This window comes from Echinicola salinicaeni (genome assembly GCF_014280965.1).
Lineage (GTDB): Bacteria > Bacteroidota > Bacteroidia > Cytophagales > Cyclobacteriaceae > Echinicola > Echinicola salinicaeni.
This window is the reverse complement of the sequence record NZ_JACODZ010000005.1, coordinates 367197-387401: the sequence shown is the minus strand read 5'-3', so window position 1 is coordinate 387401 and position 20205 is coordinate 367197. Positions and strand designations below refer to the sequence as shown.

General features: G+C 39.4%; 16 protein-coding genes. 7 read left to right on the top strand and 9 right to left on the bottom strand.

What is annotated here, in order from left to right:
- Window positions 1-31: 31 nt before the first annotated feature.
- The 3 genes from H7U17_RS11625 to H7U17_RS11615 all read left to right on the top strand — a co-directional run bounded on the left by H7U17_RS11625 (window position 32) and on the right by H7U17_RS11615 (window position 2896).
- Entirely contained in the window at window positions 32-1342 is a 1311-nt protein-coding gene (locus H7U17_RS11625) for a glycosyltransferase family 4 protein (protein WP_186756892.1), read from the top strand.
- Entirely contained in the window at window positions 1317-2411 is a 1095-nt protein-coding gene (locus H7U17_RS11620; RefSeq protein WP_186756891.1) for a DegT/DnrJ/EryC1/StrS family aminotransferase, read from the top strand. Before H7U17_RS11625 ends, H7U17_RS11620 begins: the two co-directional genes overlap by 26 nt.
- Window positions 2412-2506: 95 nt before the next feature.
- Window positions 2507-2896 (top strand): DUF302 domain-containing protein, encoded by a 390-nt coding sequence (locus tag H7U17_RS11615; protein WP_186756890.1) that lies wholly within the window; start codon window positions 2507-2509, stop codon window positions 2894-2896.
- A 42-nt stretch (window positions 2897-2938) separates the two neighbouring features.
- Here H7U17_RS11615 and H7U17_RS11610 read toward each other — a convergent pair whose 3' ends face one another.
- From H7U17_RS11610 to H7U17_RS11585, 6 genes are all read right to left on the bottom strand, one after another.
- Window positions 2939-4426: a lipopolysaccharide biosynthesis protein gene (locus H7U17_RS11610; RefSeq protein WP_186756889.1), complete on the bottom strand. Its 1488-nt coding sequence runs from the start codon at window positions 4424-4426 to the stop codon at window positions 2939-2941.
- Between the two features lie 3 nt (window positions 4427-4429).
- Window positions 4430-5146 (bottom strand): class I SAM-dependent methyltransferase, encoded by a 717-nt coding sequence (locus H7U17_RS11605; protein ID WP_186756888.1) that lies wholly within the window; start codon window positions 5144-5146, stop codon window positions 4430-4432.
- A 50-nt stretch (window positions 5147-5196) separates the two neighbouring features.
- Window positions 5197-6054, bottom strand: coding sequence for a glycosyltransferase family 2 protein (locus H7U17_RS11600; RefSeq protein WP_186756887.1), 858 nt, complete (start codon window positions 6052-6054; stop codon window positions 5197-5199).
- A gap of 22 nt (window positions 6055-6076) precedes the next feature.
- Window positions 6077-6790 carry a class I SAM-dependent methyltransferase gene (locus H7U17_RS11595; RefSeq protein ID WP_186756886.1) on the bottom strand — a complete coding sequence of 238 codons (714 nt, stop codon included), beginning with the start codon at window positions 6788-6790 and terminating at the stop codon, window positions 6077-6079.
- Window positions 6774-9209 carry a YfhO family protein gene (locus H7U17_RS11590; protein WP_186756885.1) on the bottom strand — a complete coding sequence of 812 codons (2436 nt, stop codon included), beginning with the start codon at window positions 9207-9209 and terminating at the stop codon, window positions 6774-6776. The genes H7U17_RS11595 and H7U17_RS11590 overlap by 17 nt, the downstream gene beginning before the upstream one ends.
- 242 nt (window positions 9210-9451) lie before the next feature.
- Window positions 9452-10483, bottom strand: a complete 1032-nt coding sequence (locus H7U17_RS11585; RefSeq protein ID WP_186756884.1) for a patatin-like phospholipase family protein — start codon at window positions 10481-10483, stop codon at window positions 9452-9454.
- Between the two features lie 506 nt (window positions 10484-10989).
- Between H7U17_RS11585 and katG the strand changes: the two genes are divergently transcribed.
- From katG to H7U17_RS11565, 4 genes are all read left to right on the top strand, one after another.
- Complete coding sequence (gene katG, locus H7U17_RS11580) at window positions 10990-13236, top strand: catalase/peroxidase HPI (protein ID WP_186756883.1); 2247 nt, start codon at window positions 10990-10992, stop codon at window positions 13234-13236.
- 349 nt (window positions 13237-13585) lie between these two features.
- Window positions 13586-14194 (top strand): cytochrome c family protein, encoded by a 609-nt coding sequence (locus tag H7U17_RS11575; RefSeq protein ID WP_186756882.1) that lies wholly within the window; start codon window positions 13586-13588, stop codon window positions 14192-14194.
- 209 nt (window positions 14195-14403) lie between these two features.
- Complete coding sequence (locus H7U17_RS11570; RefSeq protein WP_186756881.1) at window positions 14404-16041, top strand: beta-N-acetylhexosaminidase; 1638 nt, start codon at window positions 14404-14406, stop codon at window positions 16039-16041.
- A gap of 198 nt (window positions 16042-16239) precedes the next feature.
- Window positions 16240-17085, top strand: a complete 846-nt coding sequence (locus H7U17_RS11565; protein ID WP_186756880.1) for a hydroxymethylglutaryl-CoA lyase — start codon at window positions 16240-16242, stop codon at window positions 17083-17085.
- A gap of 113 nt (window positions 17086-17198) precedes the next feature.
- On the opposite strand, the gene dprA is transcribed toward H7U17_RS11565, so the two are convergent.
- The 3 genes from dprA to argH all read right to left on the bottom strand — a co-directional run bounded on the left by dprA (window position 17199) and on the right by argH (window position 20145).
- Window positions 17199-18323, bottom strand: a complete 1125-nt coding sequence (gene dprA / locus H7U17_RS11560; RefSeq protein ID WP_186756879.1) for a DNA-processing protein DprA — start codon at window positions 18321-18323, stop codon at window positions 17199-17201.
- Entirely contained in the window at window positions 18304-18657 is a 354-nt protein-coding gene (locus H7U17_RS11555) for a MerR family transcriptional regulator (protein WP_186756878.1), read from the bottom strand. Before H7U17_RS11555 ends, dprA begins: the two co-directional genes overlap by 20 nt.
- A gap of 153 nt (window positions 18658-18810) precedes the next feature.
- Window positions 18811-20145, bottom strand: coding sequence for an argininosuccinate lyase (gene argH / locus H7U17_RS11550; RefSeq protein ID WP_186756877.1), 1335 nt, complete (start codon window positions 20143-20145; stop codon window positions 18811-18813).
- Window positions 20146-20205: the final 60 nt, after the last annotated feature.

The window sequence follows — 20205 nt, the reverse complement described above, 5'->3', positions numbered from 1 at the left end:
GCAATCTCGCGTAAAAGCTTATATTTGTTTCATGGAAGAGAGCAAAAAGGTACTCATCATTACTTATTATTGGCCCCCCAGTGCAGGTTCTGGTGTACAACGTTGGCTGAAATTTGCCAAGTTTTTACCTGAATACGGTTGGGAACCTGTGATTTTTACCCCTGAAAATCCAGATTTTGAACTTAAGGACGAAACCATGCTTAAGGAAATATCTCCCAATTGGGAGGTGATAAAGTTCCCTATTTGGGAACCTTATGGAGTATTTAGGTTTCTAAAAAAGAGGAAAAATGGAAGGGCAGCGGATCCATCCAAGTTGATGGAAAAGCGGAATAAAAACTGGTTTGATCAGACTTCCATGTGGTTGCGTGCCAATGCCATGATTCCTGATCCTAGGGTGTTTTGGGTAAAGCCTTCGGTGAATTATTTATTAGATATACTGGAAAAGAATAATATTCAAGCCATCATCACAACAGGGCCGCCTCATAGTATGCACCTAATAGGAAGGGATTTGAAGCGAAAATCAGGTTTGCCCTGGATTGCAGATTTTAGGGATCCTTGGTCCACATGGGAGTTTTTGGATACATTGCCCATGATGAAGACCATTCGTAGGAGGCATGAGCGCTTGGAGAGATCTGTATTTAGGGAGGCAGATAATGTGGTGACCATTTCCCCTACTTTTCAGGAAGAGATTGCCAAGATTGCCAACAGGGAAATTGATCTAATCACCAATGGTTTTGATACTGCAGATTTGCCAGACAGTTTTAATAAGCAAAAACGCAGGGAAACTGTTTTTGAGATTGTATATACCGGGATTATTGATTCCATCAGAAATCCAATACCATTTCTTAAGGCTTTTAAAGGAGCTTTTGAAGGAAAGAAGCAAGCTGTAAAATTGACTTTTGTTGGCAGGGTAAGTGATAAGGTGACCCAATTTATTAAAAAGGATTCTTGGCTAAATGAAAGGGTAGAGTTTCCAGGGTATTTGCCTCATGAAAAGGTCTTTGATTTCTATGAAAAAGCAGATATGCTTTTATTAATCCTGACCAATACTAAAAATGCTAAAGGAAATATCCCTGGTAAATTATTCGAATATATAGCCACAGGAAGATGTATCGTGGCATTGGGAGATCCAGCAGGTGATGCGAGCCAAATTATTCAGGAAGCAGGGGCAGGCAAAGTGTTTTCTCATGAATCTGTAAGGAGCATTCAGCGATTTTTAGAAGATCACGTAGAGTCTGATGTTGGAAAAGCTAAAGAGCGAGATATAAGCAGGTTTGAAAGAAAAACATTGACCAAAAAACTAGCAAAATTACTTGATGAAAAAATCAATACCCTTTCTTGAGCTTGCAAGCATGCATGCGGATTTGGCTGATGAGCTGAAATCAAAGTTTGCTGAGATGCTTCAAAAGGGGATTTTCTCTGCAGGAACTGAGGTAGAGGAGTTGGAAAGAAGTCTCGCTGGATTTTTGAAAATGCCGCATGCCATTGCTTGTGCCAATGGTACAGATGCTTTGGAATTGGCATTGCGGGCCTTGGGAATAGGGGATGGGGATGAGGTGATCGTACCTGCCATGACCTGGGTTTCTACTGCTGAAGTGGTTAAAATGGTGGGGGCTGAACTGATTTTTTGCGATGTGGATTCCGATGGTCTAATCAATATTGACCAAATGGAAAGGATGATCACCAAAAGGACCAAGGCTGTCATACCTGTCCACCTTTATGGGAAAATGGTAAATATGGAAAGGTTGCTTGCCATTACCAGGTCGAAAGGTGTCAAAGTTGTGGAAGATGCCGCTCAGGCATTTGGTGCTTTTCAAAATGGTATTAGTGCTGGAGCCTTTGGCGATATTGGTTGTTTTAGTTTTTATCCAACCAAAAACTTAGGCGCTTTAGGGGAAGCAGGCCTTATGTTGACTGCTGATGATACTCATTCAAGAAAATTAAGGTTATTATTGACACATGGTCAACCTGAAAGGGATATACATGAATTGATAGGCAGGAACAGTAGAATTGATACTTTGCAGGCTGGTTTTTTGAATGTGAAGTTGGATTATTTATTACCATGGCAGCAAAAAAGAAAGCAACTTGCCGAGGTTTATTTGGAGCATCTGCAACATCTTAAGGGAATTATAGTACCTAAGGGGATTTTAAAAGATGATCATAATGCCCATCTATTTACTATAAGGCTGGAAGAAAGGGATAAGCTAAAAGCTTTTCTGGCAGATCAGGGAATAAGTACTGCCATTCATTATCCTATGGCGGTTTCAGCTACTCCCGCTTTTAATGGATATGGGGATTTTCCCATGGCCAATGCGTTGGCCCGAACGACACTTTCTCTACCCCTTCATCCCTATTTGGGAGAAAAAGAGGTAAGGCGGGTTTGCGAAGCGATTCATGAGTTTTTTCGATAGTGAATTTCAAGGTCATCAGTATTTTGTGACCTAGGTCACTGTTTTGAAGTGAGCTATTTTGTACTTTAAGCTTAAATCAAACCAAAACTAAAACCATGACTTATTTCTTTAATAAAACGCTTCAAAACACCAGCTTTGATAAGGTGATAGACCATGTAACCGATGCCCTGAAAGCAGAAGGCTTTGGAGTCCTTACAGATATAGATGTAAAAGCCACTTTCAAAAAAAAGCTGGATGTTGACTTTAGGAATTATCGCATTCTGGGAGCCTGTAATCCTAATTTTGCACATAAAGCGATAGGTGCAGAGGATAAAATTGGGGTATTTTTACCCTGCAATGTTGTGGTTCAGGAATTGGAAAATGGCAATGTAGAAGTGGCAGCTGTGGATCCAATAGCTTCCATGTCAACAGTGGAAAATCCTGAACTTGGTGAAATAGCAGGTCAGGTGCAAGAAAGTTTGAAAAGGGTTGTGGCTGGACTTTAAGATATAATGAAATTTAGAGCCTAAGTGTCAAAGCTTAGGCTTTTATTTTATCGCAAATTTCTTCAAATATTTATCCATTACCACATTAAAGTCCGGTGAGCATTTTGAGAGATAAACAGTTGGGATATAAAGAGCGAGTACAATGACACCTTTAATTAGCAGATTAAGATAAATATTGTCGATGTTTGGCACTAGATCAATGATTAACCAAGTAATTCCAATAATGGCCAATGTTTTGAGACTCTCCCAGGAAAATGGTGACAAATTGTATTTGTTTCTTAGGAACCAATAACGCATACCATTGATCAAGATCATACTGATAAGTGAAGCCATGGCAGCTCCTACAACCCCCATTTTGGGGATTAATAGATAGTTGGAAAGTATCAATAGGGCTAAAGTCAGGAAGCCCATAAATAGGTTATAATAATAATGCTTTGAAACAGCTATGATCTGGTAATTGACTGAAGTTATATTGTCCACCAGTTGTGCCAATGCGGTGAATAGCAGCACAGGCAGTGCGAGGGCATAGCTTTCTCCTAAATAGCCCCCTATGCTGTAGCGGTTACCCCAGACACAAAGGAAGATCAGGCCTCCAATGACCAATAAGGTTTGACTACTTTTGCGGTAAATATTCTGGATATTGGCATAATCTCCTTCGGCCATGGATTCAGAAATGGTCACGATGGAGACTCTTCTGATGGCCTTAGCAGGAACACTGATTACGACTCCAAAAAAGAATAAGGTTGTATAAATCCCCACAGCATCCTCACCAATTAGCCATTGGATCATATAACTGTCTATATACAGTATAAGTCCTCCACTTAAAATTTCAAGAACCCCAGAAGACGAAATACCAGCGATATTGCGTTTTTCAGACTGGGTAAAGGGGCCTGGCTTGCCCAGAGTAAATGCTTTTGTTCTTTTCAGAAAGAGGAATGAGATCATTACGGGTATAAAAAAAATGGCCAAATTGAAATAAATCAGCTGTTGGAAATCCATCCATTGGAAATAAAAAATTATTAAACCAATTATAGGAAGGAACTTTTGAATGACGCTGTCGGCAAAAACACCCGGCAAAGGTTGATGATTGGTACGGAGATAGGCATCTAGGATATACTGGAAAACCCTAAAGCCAATGACCACTAATATCCCCCAATAGAAGGTACCATTATAATGGAATCCCTCAAATCCTCCGTCCTGCGTTTGGAAGATAAAGTCCTTAGTCGCTAAAAATGTAGGGATGGCCAATAATGTTCCCACCAATCCCACCAAAAGGGAAAATGTAATAAAGCTCTTTTTCTTTTCCGGTTTGTTTTTGAATTCCGGCACCATTTTTAAAGTGGTCAGGTTGGTGCCTAAGGTGAAGATGGAGGCAAATAAGGCAGTGGTGTTCAAAACCAATTGCAGCAGACCAATTTCTCCTTCAGTTAATATTTTGGGGCGCAGTAGGGCAGAACCAACAAAACCTATCAGGATTCCTGCATAGGCAATGATAGTAGTTTGAGAAGATTGTTTCCTGATGATCCCCATATTCTACGGTTTGATCCAAAAAGTGGTATCTGAAAGTCCTGTAGTACAGGTAAAATATTCCCAATCTTCAAGTACTTTAAATGCTAACTGATAACTCGGTCGATCAGAATTGTCCAAAATCATTAAGCCTCCGGATTTTAACTTGTCAATAGAATTGAGTAGACAAGCCACCCTAGCCCGTCCATCTACTAATATGAAATCAAAATAATCATTTTCAAATTCATTGGCTATATGAAAATATTTCCAGAACTGCGGTTTGAAGGAGTAGTCCCCAGCCTTTAAATTAAAGGTTTCAAAGAATAAGGGTAATTCCTTGGTACGAAAACTTGGATCCTCAGCAATAAATCGATAATCGATATTATTTAGCTGGTTTTCTTTGAACCATTTTGAAACATGCTCAAACCAGCCTTGGTGATGTTCAACACTTACCAGTTTCTCTATCCTTTGGGCAAAGAATTTGGAACTGGCCCCACTGCCAAACTCCAGACCAATCATGTCTTTTTTTAACCATCCTTTGAGAAAATTCACTGCAGAAGGAGCAAACCATGGTGTAGGCTTGTTCCACCAGCGGAAGGTATAAAATATCCCTTTGATCAAAGGCCTGCATATCCGATAACGGAGGTATTCCAGTCCATCACTTTTATTCCGTTTCCAATTTTTGTTGGGTAGGATACTGTCGTTTTGTGCTTTTTTGAGTTGCTGAATGATTGGATTTGCCATGCTTTGGGAGTAGCCCTTCAATTTTGTGATCAAACTTATAAAAAATCGGTTTATTTACCGCTGATCTTTTGAAAGATGTTTTTCCAGCGGTAAGAACGGATAAACTTTCCTTCCTCTTTACTGACAACTGGTACGGTATTGCCATATGCAGCTTTAATATAACCAATCATGCTGTCCAATAGGTAAAGCGGTTTTTTTTGTTTGATGCTTACCTTAGCCATTGAAAGGAATGCGATGCCTAGTCCATAACGCATTTTGTACATGGCCTGTCCTTGCATATATTTGGCCTTTTTGGAATATGAAGACCCTGTTGGTCGGAGGTGCTTAACTTTAAGGTCTGGAAGGGTAATGACATCAAAACCATGGTATCTACAAAGCAGTTCATCGATGGTGTCCCAACCAATACTACAACGTAATCCATTCATTTGCTCAAAAAGTGCCTTAGAGTAGGATTTAAAGGCTCCTCGGACATGATCCTTGCCCATTGGATGGTTCAATTTCCATTCTCCAACTTCCATTTCATAGGCAAAACCACCTACCACTCCTGCCTTTGGGTGAGTTTCGAATACCTCTGCTATAGTTTTAAAATATTCTTTGGGAAGGATGAGGTCGGCATCTAGTTTGACTATAAAGTCATAACCTTTCTCAAGGGCTTTGTACCCCTTATCAAAAGCTGAAATAACTTTACTGCCCGGTAATCTAGAGGCTTCGGTCTGACTGTTTACCTTGGAGATCCAAGGGAATTTGGCCATATACTCCTCAATTATTTTTTCCGTATTATCGGTGGAATGGTCATTAACAATGACTGTTTGAGAAGGGAGCAAAGATTGCTGAGCCAATGAATCTAATAATCCCGGTAAAAACTGCGCTTCATTGTGCGCAGGAATGATAACACTGTATTTTAGCATAAAGTTGGTCGGCGCTGCCTAATTACATCAGCAAATTCATCAGGTTAAATTGCAGCTTTTCCTTTTTGAGCGCCCATTTCTTTTTAGGAGTAGGAGCGTTCAATGTTTTAAGTGATTTGAATATAAAATACTGGAAATCATTTTCTTCATAAAAAACAGAGTAGGGCATACTTTGTTCCAAGTAAAAGCCATTGTCTGTAATACTTTTTATCAAATCACCTATATTGACTACGGGTTCAATAAACTGTAGTGATTCAGGATCATTATCGGCTCTCCAAGTTGAAAATTCAGGAGTAGGCAGATTGATGAATATGACGGAATCTTGATGGGAATGACGTCTGATTCCCTCAAAAATTCTAAAATGACGGTCCCTGGAAACTTGCTGTAAAATTTCGGAGATAACAAAAAAGTCATAGGTGTTCCCTTTGCTTTCATAGGCCTTCATTTCCGCGATTTTAAAGCTTAGGTTTTGCTGATCTTTCCAGCGTTCTTGAGCTTTTTCAATGCTTTTTGGGCTGATATCTATGCCCAGAACATGACCGTTTTTGGTTTTTTGGGCGATCAAGTGGCTGAGTTCTCCCAAACCACAGCCTATTTCTAAAACACTATGGTCTGATTTTAATCCTGCACCTAGCAATTTCTCCAAAATATGCAGGTAGCCAATATCGAATTCCTCTTTTTTGGGATTATCATCAAAACGGTCGTAGTAACTGAAATACTTATCTTTCTCTTCCATATTTGGGTTGATTTGTATACGGCAGTACTATTCCTGCTAGTAACAGTAATATAATAAAATATTGGGAAGATACTGCTATAAAAGAACCCTGATAATAGGACTTCGGTTCAAATTTGAAGGTGATTTCCGATTCCCCTTGCGGTACCATCATTCCTCTTAACAAATAGTTTGTACGGATAATATCTGCTGATTCCCCATTGACCCTAGCTGTCCAACCTGCAGGATAGTAAATCTCTGAGAAAACTACTAGGCCTGCTTTACTGGCATTGACAGCATATTTCAGCTCGTTAGGCTTGTAATTCACTAGCTTGACAGATCCTGCGCCAGCTTTTGCCTCAAACTCGGTTGTGTTGACTGTAGCTTGGATTTTTGTGTCCATATTTGAAAGAACCTTTATTTCTTCCTCATTAGAATTTACAGGGATGATTTCAGAAGGGAACCAAGCAGGGCCGTTGGCTTCGGGATTTTGGAATACCGCATTTTCAGCTTGGCCAGCAATAATATATTTCGTGTTCAGCATATTTGCTGCTTTTAGAATTTGATAATCAAAATCACCTTCTTGAGCTTTTTGTACAAACTGGCCAATTTCCCCTTGCAATATCCTGTCGATAAGGTCCTGGTACCTTCGCATTTTAGCTCCATGGTATCCTCCGATGCTATTGAACCTATAACTGGTCCTGGCTTCTTGGAAAGTATTTTGTAAGTTGAGCACTCGGAAATAGCCCTTGTCCTGCATGATTTTTTTATCTGCCCCATTTGGAGCAAAATATGTTTCACTAGGATTTTTTCTTAGGGAACCATCGTTAAGATAGCGTTTGTTGACCGTCCAGACATCAGCAATGACCATAACGGATATTCCCAAAGTGGCGTATAAATAGCTTGTTTTTTTCTTGATGGCCAAGTAAATCAAAAGGCCACTGGCGGTAATAAAGGCCAAGCTTCTCAGGGCATCTTTTTGCAATAGGGCTTTTCTATCAGCTCTTAATGCTTTGGTCAGCCATTCTGGGAAATTGGCATCTCCAGCTCCCTTGAAACCAAAAGCTCCAGCTAATAAAATCAGGATCAGTGTTAAGCCACCAACAATGGCTAAGGCAATTAAAAATCCTTTTAATTTTTTCTTTTGGTCCTGCTCGGCAAAAAGATTCTCCAATCCGATACAGCCTAAGACTGGAATGGCAAATAGAGTGATTCCAAGTGCCATCGAAACTGCCCTGAACTTATTATAGCCAGGCAATAGGTCAAATAAGGTGTAATTGAACCAAGCTAGGTTTTTTCCCCAAGCCAACATAAGAGACACTATGGTGATTGCAACAAAAATATTTCTGTACCTTTTTGGAGCGTAAATGATTCCTATCACAAATAAAAAGACCATAATAATACTTCCATAAATAGGTCCGCCCGTGAAAGGCTGGTCTCCCCAGTAGGTCGGGGCGCCCTTGATGAAATTGTTTAACTGAGCACCAGATACACCATTTTGTTGTAGGGCCTTTTCAGTATCGGAGCCTTCGCCAAGGTCTTCTTGACTGGCGCCCCCAGAGAAATTAGGAGCCAAAAGGGTCAATGATTCCAGTTTGCCTTGCGACCAACTGAAGGCATATTCTTTGCTCAGCCCACTTTCATTTTGTGTATTGCTTTCTAATGTCTTTTCACCTCGGATGGAGTAGTCTCCATATTCTAAAATCGAAATTAATCGATTGGCATTTCCAGCTCCTGAAAGGACACCTGCCAAAACCAAAAGTCCGGCAATTTTCCCAAATTCGGCCAAGCTTTTTTCTTTACTGTAATAAACCAATTGTCCTATTCCATAGATAAGGATTACAATTAGGGTATAATAAGTGATTTGTAAGTGGTTAAAACGAATTTGCAACATTAAAGCTAAAGCAGTGATGGCGAAGCCTAATGTCTTTTTGCCACTGAAGGCCATATGAATTCCTGCGAGAATAAGTGGAATCAGGCATATGGCCCAAATTTTAGCATTATGACCAGCTTCGAGACTGAGCATATTAAAGGTGTTGAATGCAAAAGCCCAGGCCCCCATTACAGATATTTCAGGTCTGACTTTAAAACAAAGCAAAAGGATATACATGCCAAGCATCCCAAAGAAAAGTCCATTGATTGGATGGGGTAGTCCCAAGGTTAGTACGGAGATTACAGCTCTGGAAATATCACCTGGGTATTCAGTATTAATCAGGTAGGCAGGCATTCCTCCAAACATGCGGTTGGTCCAAAGGGCCTCCTCACCGGTTTCCTCACGAAAATCCAATACCTCTTTCGCAGAACCTTCCCATTGGAGGATGTCATTTTGGAAAATCATTTTCCCATCGAATAGGATTGGGGAAAAGTATAAAACAACGAGGGTATAAAAAGAAACGATTCCTAAGAGGTGAGGCAAAACCTCTTTTTTAAAATTAATTTGCATGCTGCTAATTTGGTTATCCCTATTTTAAAACGATGTGCAAATTAAAAATTAATGGGGATTTCTAATAAGGAAAACAATGGAGAAGTTGGCCTTTATTTGGTGTTGATTTAATAAAATAGGAGTGTCGTATGGAGTAAATAGCAAGAACAGCCAGAATTGATAGTGTTCAGTTGATGATTATGATCGGAAGGTATTAATTACAGAACGATTAATACCTTCCGGTTTGAAGCTTTGGTTGAGAATTAGGCATTAGAAAATTTAAACAGCTTTTCTGTAATTTCATCCAGCTGCTCATCGACTTCACTTTTGGAGATATAACTTAATGCATCTTCTTTTAATTTAGTCATGTTTTCAATTGATCCATTATCCATAGCTGTATCTGCTTGAATGAGTATAGGCTCTAAACGGTAGTAATCTTTTTGATCCTTGGCACTGAGTGTTTTATAGATTTGGTCTAGGTGATGGTGCACAGTTTTAGCATTTCCAGACATCATGATTTCAATAATAGGTTTTATCCAACCGACCGCACCCCAATCTTTAGCTTTTTTATATTCATATTTTTGACTAGTGCTACCCGTTCCAAGTGAAACAATCATCATATCCTTAGCAGTAGGAAGGTGATCTATGCCATCAAAATTCATCGTCCGGACTTCGGAGTATGCCACCAATGCCGGGTTATTTACAAAAACTCCACCATCAATCAGTGGATAGGGTGTTCCCAAATTGTTTTTTATCCTTGCAGTTTCGAAGTAGGTAGGAGCTGCAGAGGTTGACCGGGCGACATCTTTTACCTTATAATTAAATATGTCTTTTTGGGCTTTGTGCTGCTTAAAAAAATGTGGTTTCCCATTTCTAATATCATAGGAACTGATAATGCAGGGTTTTAAGAGTTGGGATAGCTCGGTTTCCAAAAAGGTATCATTTAGTGCCTCCTCCAATTCGCTGGCGTCGAATTTCTCATCTAATATTCCTGCACCACTTTTAATTTTCTGCCATTTGCTCACATCAAAAATTTCATCCCCACGGTCCAAATAAATATTTACAGCTTGATCTGCGGTTAGTTTGGGACGATTTTCTTCATTTGGTGTCAAATAGGCCAAAGTAAGGATGCCACCTGTACTGGTGCCCGCCAAAAAGTCAAACATATCAGATAATCTTAGCGTTTCATCCTTACCCTTCTTTTGGATTTTTTTCTCTAGTTGGCTGAGGACCACTCCGGGTAAAATCCCGCGAATCCCACCGCCATCAATGGATAATATTCTTACTTTTCTCATGTGTATTGTGGTTTATTGTGCGTGTAAAAAACTTTCAAAAATTGACTTGGTTATAGGTATAATACCTAGGTTATTGAATTATTGTTGATTCAAGAAACTTGACCCAATTGGACCTTTATTAAAGGTTAAGACTTGATTATAAAATCATTTCCTATAGAGTTTTAATCAGAAAATGAATCGTCTTTCGAGGATTATCCTCGGAGAATTAATGCGGATAAATTCAATGAATTATGATGATCTAAAATAGGGAAAATATTTGTAATTCGCTGATATTGATAGGGAAATGATGTTTTGGGTTCCTTCTTATTGGTCCAATTAAAACATTTGGGTTTATTATCTGTTTTAAAAAAAAATCAAAGAATCCCATTGGTTTGTAAAGGAGTTAAATGCCTTGGTGAACTAATTATAAATTTTTAAATTATAGAAGAATATAAAAAAGTACTGTTTAAAAATTCAATCTATTCATCGTCTTTTTAGATCATTATTTACTTAAAAAATCATTAGAAATGGAAAATAGCATGAAGCCCAATACCTCCTCAAATGGCTCTAACGGAGAAAGTAAATGCCCATTTATTGGTGGAACCTTAAATCAGGCTGCAGGTGGCGGAACCAGAAACCGTGATTGGTGGCCCAACCAGTTGAATTTGAGTATCCTTCGTCAACATTCTTTCTTGTCCAATCCTATGGAGGGAGATTTTAATTATGCCGAGGAGTTTAAAAAACTTGATTTAAAGCAGGTTAAGGAAGATTTGTTTGAATTGATGACCGACTCCCAGGATTGGTGGCCTGCAGATTATGGGCATTATGGACCGTTTTTTATTAGAATGGCTTGGCACAGTGCAGGAACTTATCGTATTTCTGATGGTCGTGGAGGTGGAGGTTCTGGATCTCAGCGATTTGCCCCATTAAACAGTTGGCCTGATAATGCTAATCTCGACAAGGCACGTCTTTTATTATGGCCTGTAAAACAAAAGTATGGAAAGAAAATTTCTTGGGCTGACCTAATGATCTTGGCCGGTAATTGTGCTTTGGAGTCTATGGGACTAAAAACTTTTGGCTTTGGTGGAGGTAGAGAGGATGTTTGGGAACCTGAGGAGGATATCTACTGGGGATCTGAAGGTGAATGGATGGGGGATAAGGATAGATATAGTGGTGGAAAAGGTAGAGAACTGGAAAATCCTTTGGGTGCTACCCATATGGGATTAATATATGTGAATCCTGAAGGACCGGAAGGAAAACCTGATCCTGTAGCGGCAGCCCATGATATCAGAGAAACTTTTGGGCGGATGGCCATGAATGATGAAGAAACGGTGGCTTTGATTGCAGGAGGTCATACATTTGGAAAAACTCATGGGGCTGGTGATGTAGAAAAATATGTAGGACCAGAACCAGCTGGGGCTTCCATTGAAGAAATGGGCTTGGGTTGGAAAAATCGCATGGGCAGTGGAAAAGGTGTTGATACGATTACATCAGGTCTAGAAGGTGCCTGGACGAGCACTCCGACCCAATGGAGTAATAGTTATTTTGAAAATCTATTTGGTTATGAATGGGAGTTGACCAAGAGTCCAGCTGGCGCTTACCAGTGGAAGCCAAAAGATAATGGGGGGGCTGGTACCATTCCTGATGCACATGACCCTTCCATTAAGCATGCTCCATTTATGCTGACTACAGACCTGTCGCTAAGAATGGACCCTATTTATGAGCCTATCTCAAGGAGGTTTTATGAAAATCCAGAAGAGTTTGCGGATGCATTTGCTAGGGCTTGGTATAAATTAACGCATAGGGATATGGGACCTGTAGAACGATACCTTGGTCCTGAAGTTCCTAGTGAGGAACTTCTATGGCAAGACCCTATTCCTGCAGTTACACATAAATTGGTGGATGATAAGGATATTGCCGAACTCAAAAGTAAAATTTTGGATTCAGGATTGAAGGTTTCCGAATTGGTAGCTACAGCTTGGGCTTCTGCTTCTACTTTCCGTGGTTCAGATAAGCGTGGTGGAGCAAATGGTGCACATATTAGATTGGCCCCTCAGAAGGACTGGGAAGTAAATAATCCTTCCCAGCTTTCTAAGGTTTTGGCAAAGTTGGAGGTAATTCAAGAAAGCTTTAATAGTGCTCAAAGTGATGGTAAGCAAGTTTCTATGGCTGATTTGATTGTTTTGGCAGGTTGTGCAGGCGTAGAAAAGGCAGCAAAAGCTGCGGGTAATGAAGTAAAAGTTCCTTTTACACCAGGTCGTGGAGATGCGAGTCAAGAACAAACTGATGTAGAATCATTTGCTGCACTGGAACCAGGTTCTGATGGATTTAGGAATTATTATAATAAGACACATAGGGCATCAGCTGAGGAGATGTTGGTAGACCGTGCCCAATTGTTGACACTGACAGCACCGGAAATGACCGTGCTTGTAGGAGGATTACGTGTTCTTAATACGAATTATGATGGTTCCAATAATGGAGTCTTTACCAAAAGACCTGAAGTGTTGAGCAATGATTATTTCATCAATTTATTGGATATGGGGACTACATGGAAGTCCACCTCGGATGCTCAAGACTTGTTTGAGGGTAGTGATCGCAAGACTGGTGAAGTCAAATGGACAGGGACAAGGGTTGATCTGATTTTTGGCTCAAATTCTGAATTAAGGGCATTGGCTGAAGTTTATGGATATAAAGATGGTCAAGAAAAATTTGTTAAAGACTTTGTTGCCGCTTGGTCCAAGGTAATGGATCTGGATCGTTTCGATCTTGATTAAATACAGGTAATTAAATCCTACTTGGATCATTATGGTAGGTTTTAAATAGATAGGGTGGTCATGAATATGATCACCTTTTTTTATGAATTGGATTCTTCATTAATTCTTGCTCAATATTTAATGAGGAATCTAATTTGTTGATTAAATAAAATACCTGCAATTGGTGAAAAATAATTATGCTATTTCTATTTTAATTGTTGTTTAATTCAATTAACTTATAGTGAGCTACTTATAGGTGTTTTTTCCGGTGGGAGATGACATTTTGTGGATTTTTATAGAAGAAAAGGCCGGAAAGGCCATCTAAGGGTGACTTTTAATTGTGTTTTATAACTATTATGCCCAAAATATCATGAAAAAGTATTTTAATCCCCTTTTGTCGGCGCTGATTATCATTCTTCTTTTCCAGTGTAGTGAAAAGAATTCCGGCAGTATTGCAAATGATGTCCTTATGGGAGAGGTACCATTGTACCATGGATTTGAGAGCCAGATAAAATTTGGTGAACACCTAGTGCTGGTAGGAGGATGTAATGATTGTCATACTCCAAAAAAGATGACCGTACATGGTCCTGTGTTAGACTCAGCACTTTGGCTTTCAGGCCATCCAGCGGAAATGCCTAAAATAAAAGTCGATCGAGCAGAAATGGAAGCCAAAGGACTTGCCGTTACAGGTGATTTGACCGAATGGATAGGCCCTTGGGGCGTTTCTTATGCTGCTAACCTTACTCCAGATGAAACGGGTATTGGTACTTGGAAAGTAGAACAACTTTTTAAGGTCTTTAGAGAAGGGAAATACAAAGGATTAGATGGATCTAGAATGATATTGCCACCGATGCCTTGGGAAATGTTCAAATATTATACTGATGAAGAAGTTGAAGCTATTTTTGCGTACCTAAAAAGCATTAAGCCTATTAGTAATCAAGTTCCGCCTCCCTTACCTCCGCTTTCGGCCGTAAATTAAATGGTTGGACAAGGAATTTGATAAGCTAATTAAAGAATGGAAAGAAAGTCATTAAGAAGCTTATTAACTTCATAATGGCTTTTGTTTGGTTTAGTATGACTAATCGTAATAATTAAAAACAAAAGAACTTTTGAAACGAAATAAATTAATTGTTTTTTATTTCATTTTGTTTTATTTTAGTCTTTGATAACCTTAGACTAAAATAAAGTATGAAAATTAAAGTATTGTTTTCCTTATTATTTTTTTCTCTGATAATAATAAGCTGTACGGAAAAGGGAAGGACTTTTTCATCTGAAGAATTTTTGGTAGTGCCCCAACCAAACAGTGTTGAGCTTGGAGAAGCATCAATGGTGCTTAATGGTAAACTGACTGTTTCTGTTAATGGAGAGGAACAAAAGGAAGTCGCCGAATTATTAGCTGATTACCTTAAAGGTGAAATTCAAGTTGAAATTAAAGAAGGAGGAAGTGCTCAATTGAATTTTTTAAAAAATGAGGATTTAGACTCAGAAGCCTATAAGCTAATTGTAAATCCAGGGCAAATAAATATTGAAGCTTTGGACAGAGCGGGCTGGTTTTATGGGGTTCAGAGTCTTAGACAGATTATTGTCAAAGAATCTTCTGAGGGAGACCAGACATACACTTGGTTGGTACCGAGTGTGAAAATAGAAGATGAACCACGCTTTGGATGGCGTGCATATATGTTGGATGAGTCAAGATATTTTCAAGGAGAAGTGTTTGTGAAGAAGATTTTGGATCAAATGGCCTTGCTGAAAATGAACCGGTTTCACTGGCATTTAACTGATGATGCAGGATGGAGAATTGAAATTAAAAAATATCCCTTATTGACAGAAGTAGGATCCAAGCGGTCAGATTCTGAAATAGGAACGTGGGGAAGCGGCGAAACTGCTGGAGAACCACATGAAGGTTTTTACACGCAAGAGCAAATCAAGGATATTGTTGCCTATGCAGCAGCCAGGAATATCACCATAGTTCCTGAGTTTGAAATGCCAGGTCACTCAAGTGCTGCTATTGCAGCTTATACTTGGCTGGGTACAGCAGGTAAGGATATTGATGTGCCTGTTAAATTTGGAAGACATTATGATAATTATGATGTGACCAAACCGGAGTTCGTACAATTTTCCAAGGATGTTCTGAAGGAAATTTTTGAGTTGTTTCCTTCAGAGGTTATCCATATTGGGGGTGATGAAGTAGGGTACAAAGTTTGGGAGGAATCCGCCCACGTACAAAAGTATATGCAAGAGCATGGTATTAATACCCCTGCAGATTTACAGATTAGTTTTACCAATGACATTTCAAAATTCATTGAAGATAACGGCAGAAGAATGATGGGTTGGAATGAGATCATGGGAACAAATATCCATACAGATTTCAGTGAGAAGAAGGACGATCAAGAAGCCGAAACCGAGCTGGCAAAAAATGTGGTAGTACACTTTTGGAAAGGCAATCTTGAACTGGCCACTGAAGCAGCTGAGAAAGGTTATGGCATTGTGAATTCCCTGCATAGCAATACTTATTTGGATTATAGTTATAAGAGCATCAGCTTGGAAAAAGCCTATAGTTTTGACCCTATTCCAGAGGGATTGGATGCCAAATACCACCAAAATGTATATGGAACTGGGTGTCAAATGTGGACAGAATGGGCTCCAAATAATGAAAAAGTAGAATACCAGACTTTCCCTAGAATCGCAGCATTTGCAGAAGTGGGCTGGACTGAACTGGATAATAAGGATTTTGATAGTTTTAAGCAGGCTTTAGCAGTAATTCAAACTAAATATTGGGACAAGGCTGGCATCAATTATGCAAAAGTACTTGACAAAGAGAATTGATATTTTTTAATCTATTAGGTTTAATACGCATCAATTATCGACAGGTATTGGAGGCTGTAGCTTCTAATACCTGTTTTTTTTATGGAATTGAATTTATATTATTCAATTAGGCATTCCTTTATATGATGAAATAGTGGATGTAAAACGAATTAATTTAATTAATTTCGATTATTTAGAAACAAGCAATTACCAGTAATTATGAAGATCATTGAATGTCCTCGGGATGCGATGCAGGGGAGAGAAGAATTTATCGATACAGCAATCAAGGCAGCATATATCAATCAATTATTGGAGGTGGGCTTTGATACGGTGGATTTTGGAAGTTTTGTGAGCCCTAAAGCCATGCCGCAAATGCGGGATACTGCCGAGCTGTTGGAGCTGTTGGATTTGTTTCATTCCAAATCGAAATTATTGGCAATAGTCGCTAATAAAAGGGGGGCTGATGATGCATTGCATTTTGAGGAAATTGATTATTTGGGTTTCCCCCTTTCCATATCAGAAACCTTTCAGCAAAGAAATACCCATAAAAGCATAGCAGAAGCACTGGAAACAGTGGAGGATATTCAGAACCTTTGTGAAATCAAGGGTAGGACCTTGGTAACCTATTTAAGTATGGGCTTTGGCAATCCCTATGGAGAGCCATTTTCCGCTGAAATAGTGGCAGAATTTGTGGGGAAATTAGATGCTTTGGGAATTAAGATCATTGCCTTGTCAGATACGATTGGTGTGGCAGAGCCCAAGTTGATAGAGGAGTTGTTCAGTACCAATATTCAAGCCTATCCGGAGATAGAATTTGGGGCGCATTTTCATAGTAGGCCTGAAAGCATTGAAGAAAAAATTAAGGCTGGATTGAAAGGTGGCTGTGAGCGTTTTGATGGGGCCATTAAGGGCTTTGGTGGCTGCCCTATGGCCAAAGATGAATTGGTGGGGAATGTGGCTACTGAAGTGATGATAGAGGTGTTGGAAAAAGAAGGTTTCGAATTAAATTTGAACAAGGAGGAGTTTGGAGAGGCTATGAAGTTGGCTAGGTTTGTTTTTAGCTAAGTTTGATTTTAAACTATTCGTCATTTAAAATAGCGAATTTTGATTTGGAGGATTTTAAATCCTCCGTTATTTATTTTCGGGATTTAAAATCCCGAAAAGCAAAATTTATATATTTAGCTCAATCCGTATTTTTTGCCAGGAAAGGATTTTATAAGTCCTTGGAATTCCAAATTAAGCAAGAGTGAAGCCAGTTGGGAAACAGGGATTTGGCTTTGCCAACTAAGGTTGTCGATTTCTAATTCTTGGTTATCGGAAAGTAATTTTAGAATAGTCTGTTCCTCAATAGGGAATTTGCTGAGGTCTATTTTGTTAGGTTTTTCAGGATTTTTCTTTTTGTTTCCAGTCTCCCATGAAAGTGCTTCTTGAATATCTTTTGGCCCGGTATAAATACTGGCCTTCATGGATTTGATCAGGTTGTTGCAGCCTTCACTGTAGGTGTTTTGGAGGTTACCGGGAACTGCAAAGACTTCACGGTTATAGCTGTAGGCAATTTCTGCAGTAATCAATGCGCCACCTCTTTTGGCAGCCTCCACTACAATCAAGGCATCAGAGAGAGCAGCGATAATGCGGTTTCTAGCGGGGAAATTATTGGCGTTCAGTACAGTCCCAACCTTGTATTCTGAAAGCAAACCTCCATTTTCCATCATTTTGTTTGCAGTACTATTGTGGGTGGCAGGATAAATGGATTCTAGTGAATTTCCCAACACCGAAATGGTAGGCAATCCAAAATCCAAGGCAGCCCTATGTGCGGTAATATCAATCCCATAAGCAAGGCCACTGATGACTGTTGGTTGGAACGGAGCTAGACTTTCAACTATTTTACGAGTCGTCAGCTTACCATAATCAGAGGCATTCCGGGTACCTACAATACCAATACTCTTTTCTGGATTAAGGTTAATATTCCCCTTTGTAAATAAGAGTACAGGTGAGTCCAAGTATGATTTGAGCCTTGTTGGGTAGCTTTTGTCCAGATAGCAATGGATGTTAATTTGATGTTTTGAACAATCCGCCATCACCTTCTCGGCTTTTTTGAGGAATTCTAGCTTTTGCTTTCTTATTTCAAGTAATTTGGGTCCTATGCCAGGGATTTTGGCTGCCTTACCTCGAGCCATATTGAAAAATTCCTGTGCCGATCCGCAATAGCTGATGATGGTTTTAAAAATATTGGGGCCTAGTTGGGGAATTAGACTAAGTGCTATGGAGTAAAGTAGTTTTGTTTCATCCGTTGTTTTCTGCATGAAGATTGTTCCTGATTTCGATTAAAAAGCTCCTGATTTCTTTCAGGCGGTTGACCATGCCGGCTTTATCGGAAACCTCATAGTGGTCCTTTTTGATGATTTCCTGTGCACCTTGGAGGGTGTAGCCTTTTTCTTTTACCAAATGAAAAATGAGACCGATTTTTTCGATGTCTTCCTTGGTAAACCTGCGGTTGCCTTTTTTGTCTTTTTTGGGTTTGATGATGTCAAATTCACCTTCCCAATAGCGGATAAGGGAAGTAGCTACTTTGAACATTTCAGCTACTTCACCAATGGAATAATACTTTTTTTCTATTTCTCGTTCTTTGTATGGCACCGCTCAAAAATTTAAAGATTCAAAATAACGAATTTATAAGAAAGATGGCAATTGAATGAGCGTATTTCGTGAATAGATATTTAGACTTTAACATAAAATGCCAGACTTGTGATTTAAGTCTGGCATCTTGTTTACAATGTTTATAAACTGTTATTAGTCTTCCAGCAATTTTTTATAACTGGATTCTATTTTTCCAAAATCAAATTTAGCAATGGCCTGATCCATTTTTCGTTTGATTTCATCTAAGCAAAGTTGGCCTATGCTGCCTTCATGACTGTGGTTTACATTATGCTCAGGAGTGAAGTTGTTACTTTCAATATCCAGACCAACCTTTTTGTAAGCATCTCGGAAGGGCATTCCTTGCAATACCAATTCATTGACCACTTCCACGCTGAACAGGTGTTTGTAGAACTTGTCATCAAGAATTCCGGATTTCACCTCAATATGCGCTAACATAAATTCAGTGATCTGAAGGCATTCTTTCAGTTTTTCAAAATCAGGGAAAGTCGTTTCCTTCAAAAGCTGCAAATCACGGTGATAACCAGTGGTGGTATTTGTCATTTGCATCATCAAATTTTGAGGGCCACTTTGGATTTGATTGGCCTTGGCTCTAATTAATTCAAAGACATCAGGATTCTTCTTATGAGGCATGATACTGGAACCTGTGGTCAGGTTATCAGGAAACTTTACAAAACCAAAATGCTGGTTCATAAAAATGATGGTGTCTGCAGCTAAACGATTAAGTGTTCCTGCTAAGCCTGCCATGGCAAAGGCTATTACTTTTTCAGTTTTCCCACGGTTATTTTGGGCATTGATCACATTATAATGCATTTCCTTAAAACCCAATAGTTCTGTGGTCATTGTCCTGTTGAGAGGAAAGGAAGAACCGTAACCGGCTGCTGAACCCAATGGGTTTCTGTCGGCAAGGTTATAGGCTGCTTGAAGCATTTCAAGGTCCTCTGCCAAGGATTCAGCCAAAGAACTAAACCAAAGTCCGAAAGAGGAAGGCATAGCTAATTGGGTGTGGGTATAACCAGGCATCAAATCATTTTTATGCTTTTCGGCTAATTTCACCAAAAGGTCAAAAAGGGATTTTGTAGCTGCAAGTACTTCTTGGATTTCAGAACGGTAATAAAGTTTGAGGTCTACAGCAACTTGATCATTCCTGGATCGCCCACTGTGCAGCTTCTTGCCTACATCACCAAATCTTTCAGTAAGTAGAAATTCCACCTGTGAGTGCACGTCTTCAACTCCTGGGGCAATTTTAAAGGTCCCAGCTTCAATTTCCGCATAGATTTCTCTTAAGCCCTTTTTCAGGGTGGCCAGCTCGTCTTTAGTCAAAAGCCCGATGCTTTCCAACATGGTGGCATGTGCCAAGGAACCCAATACGTCAAAGGGAGCCAAGACAATGTCAAATTCCGGGTCACGCCCAATGGTGAACTGTTCTACTTCCTTGGTACTGGTTGTGTTTTTTTGCCAAAGTTTCATGCTTGTTTATTATTATAGGCCTAGACTTTATTTCTAACAATTAAGCCTATTGGCTATGGT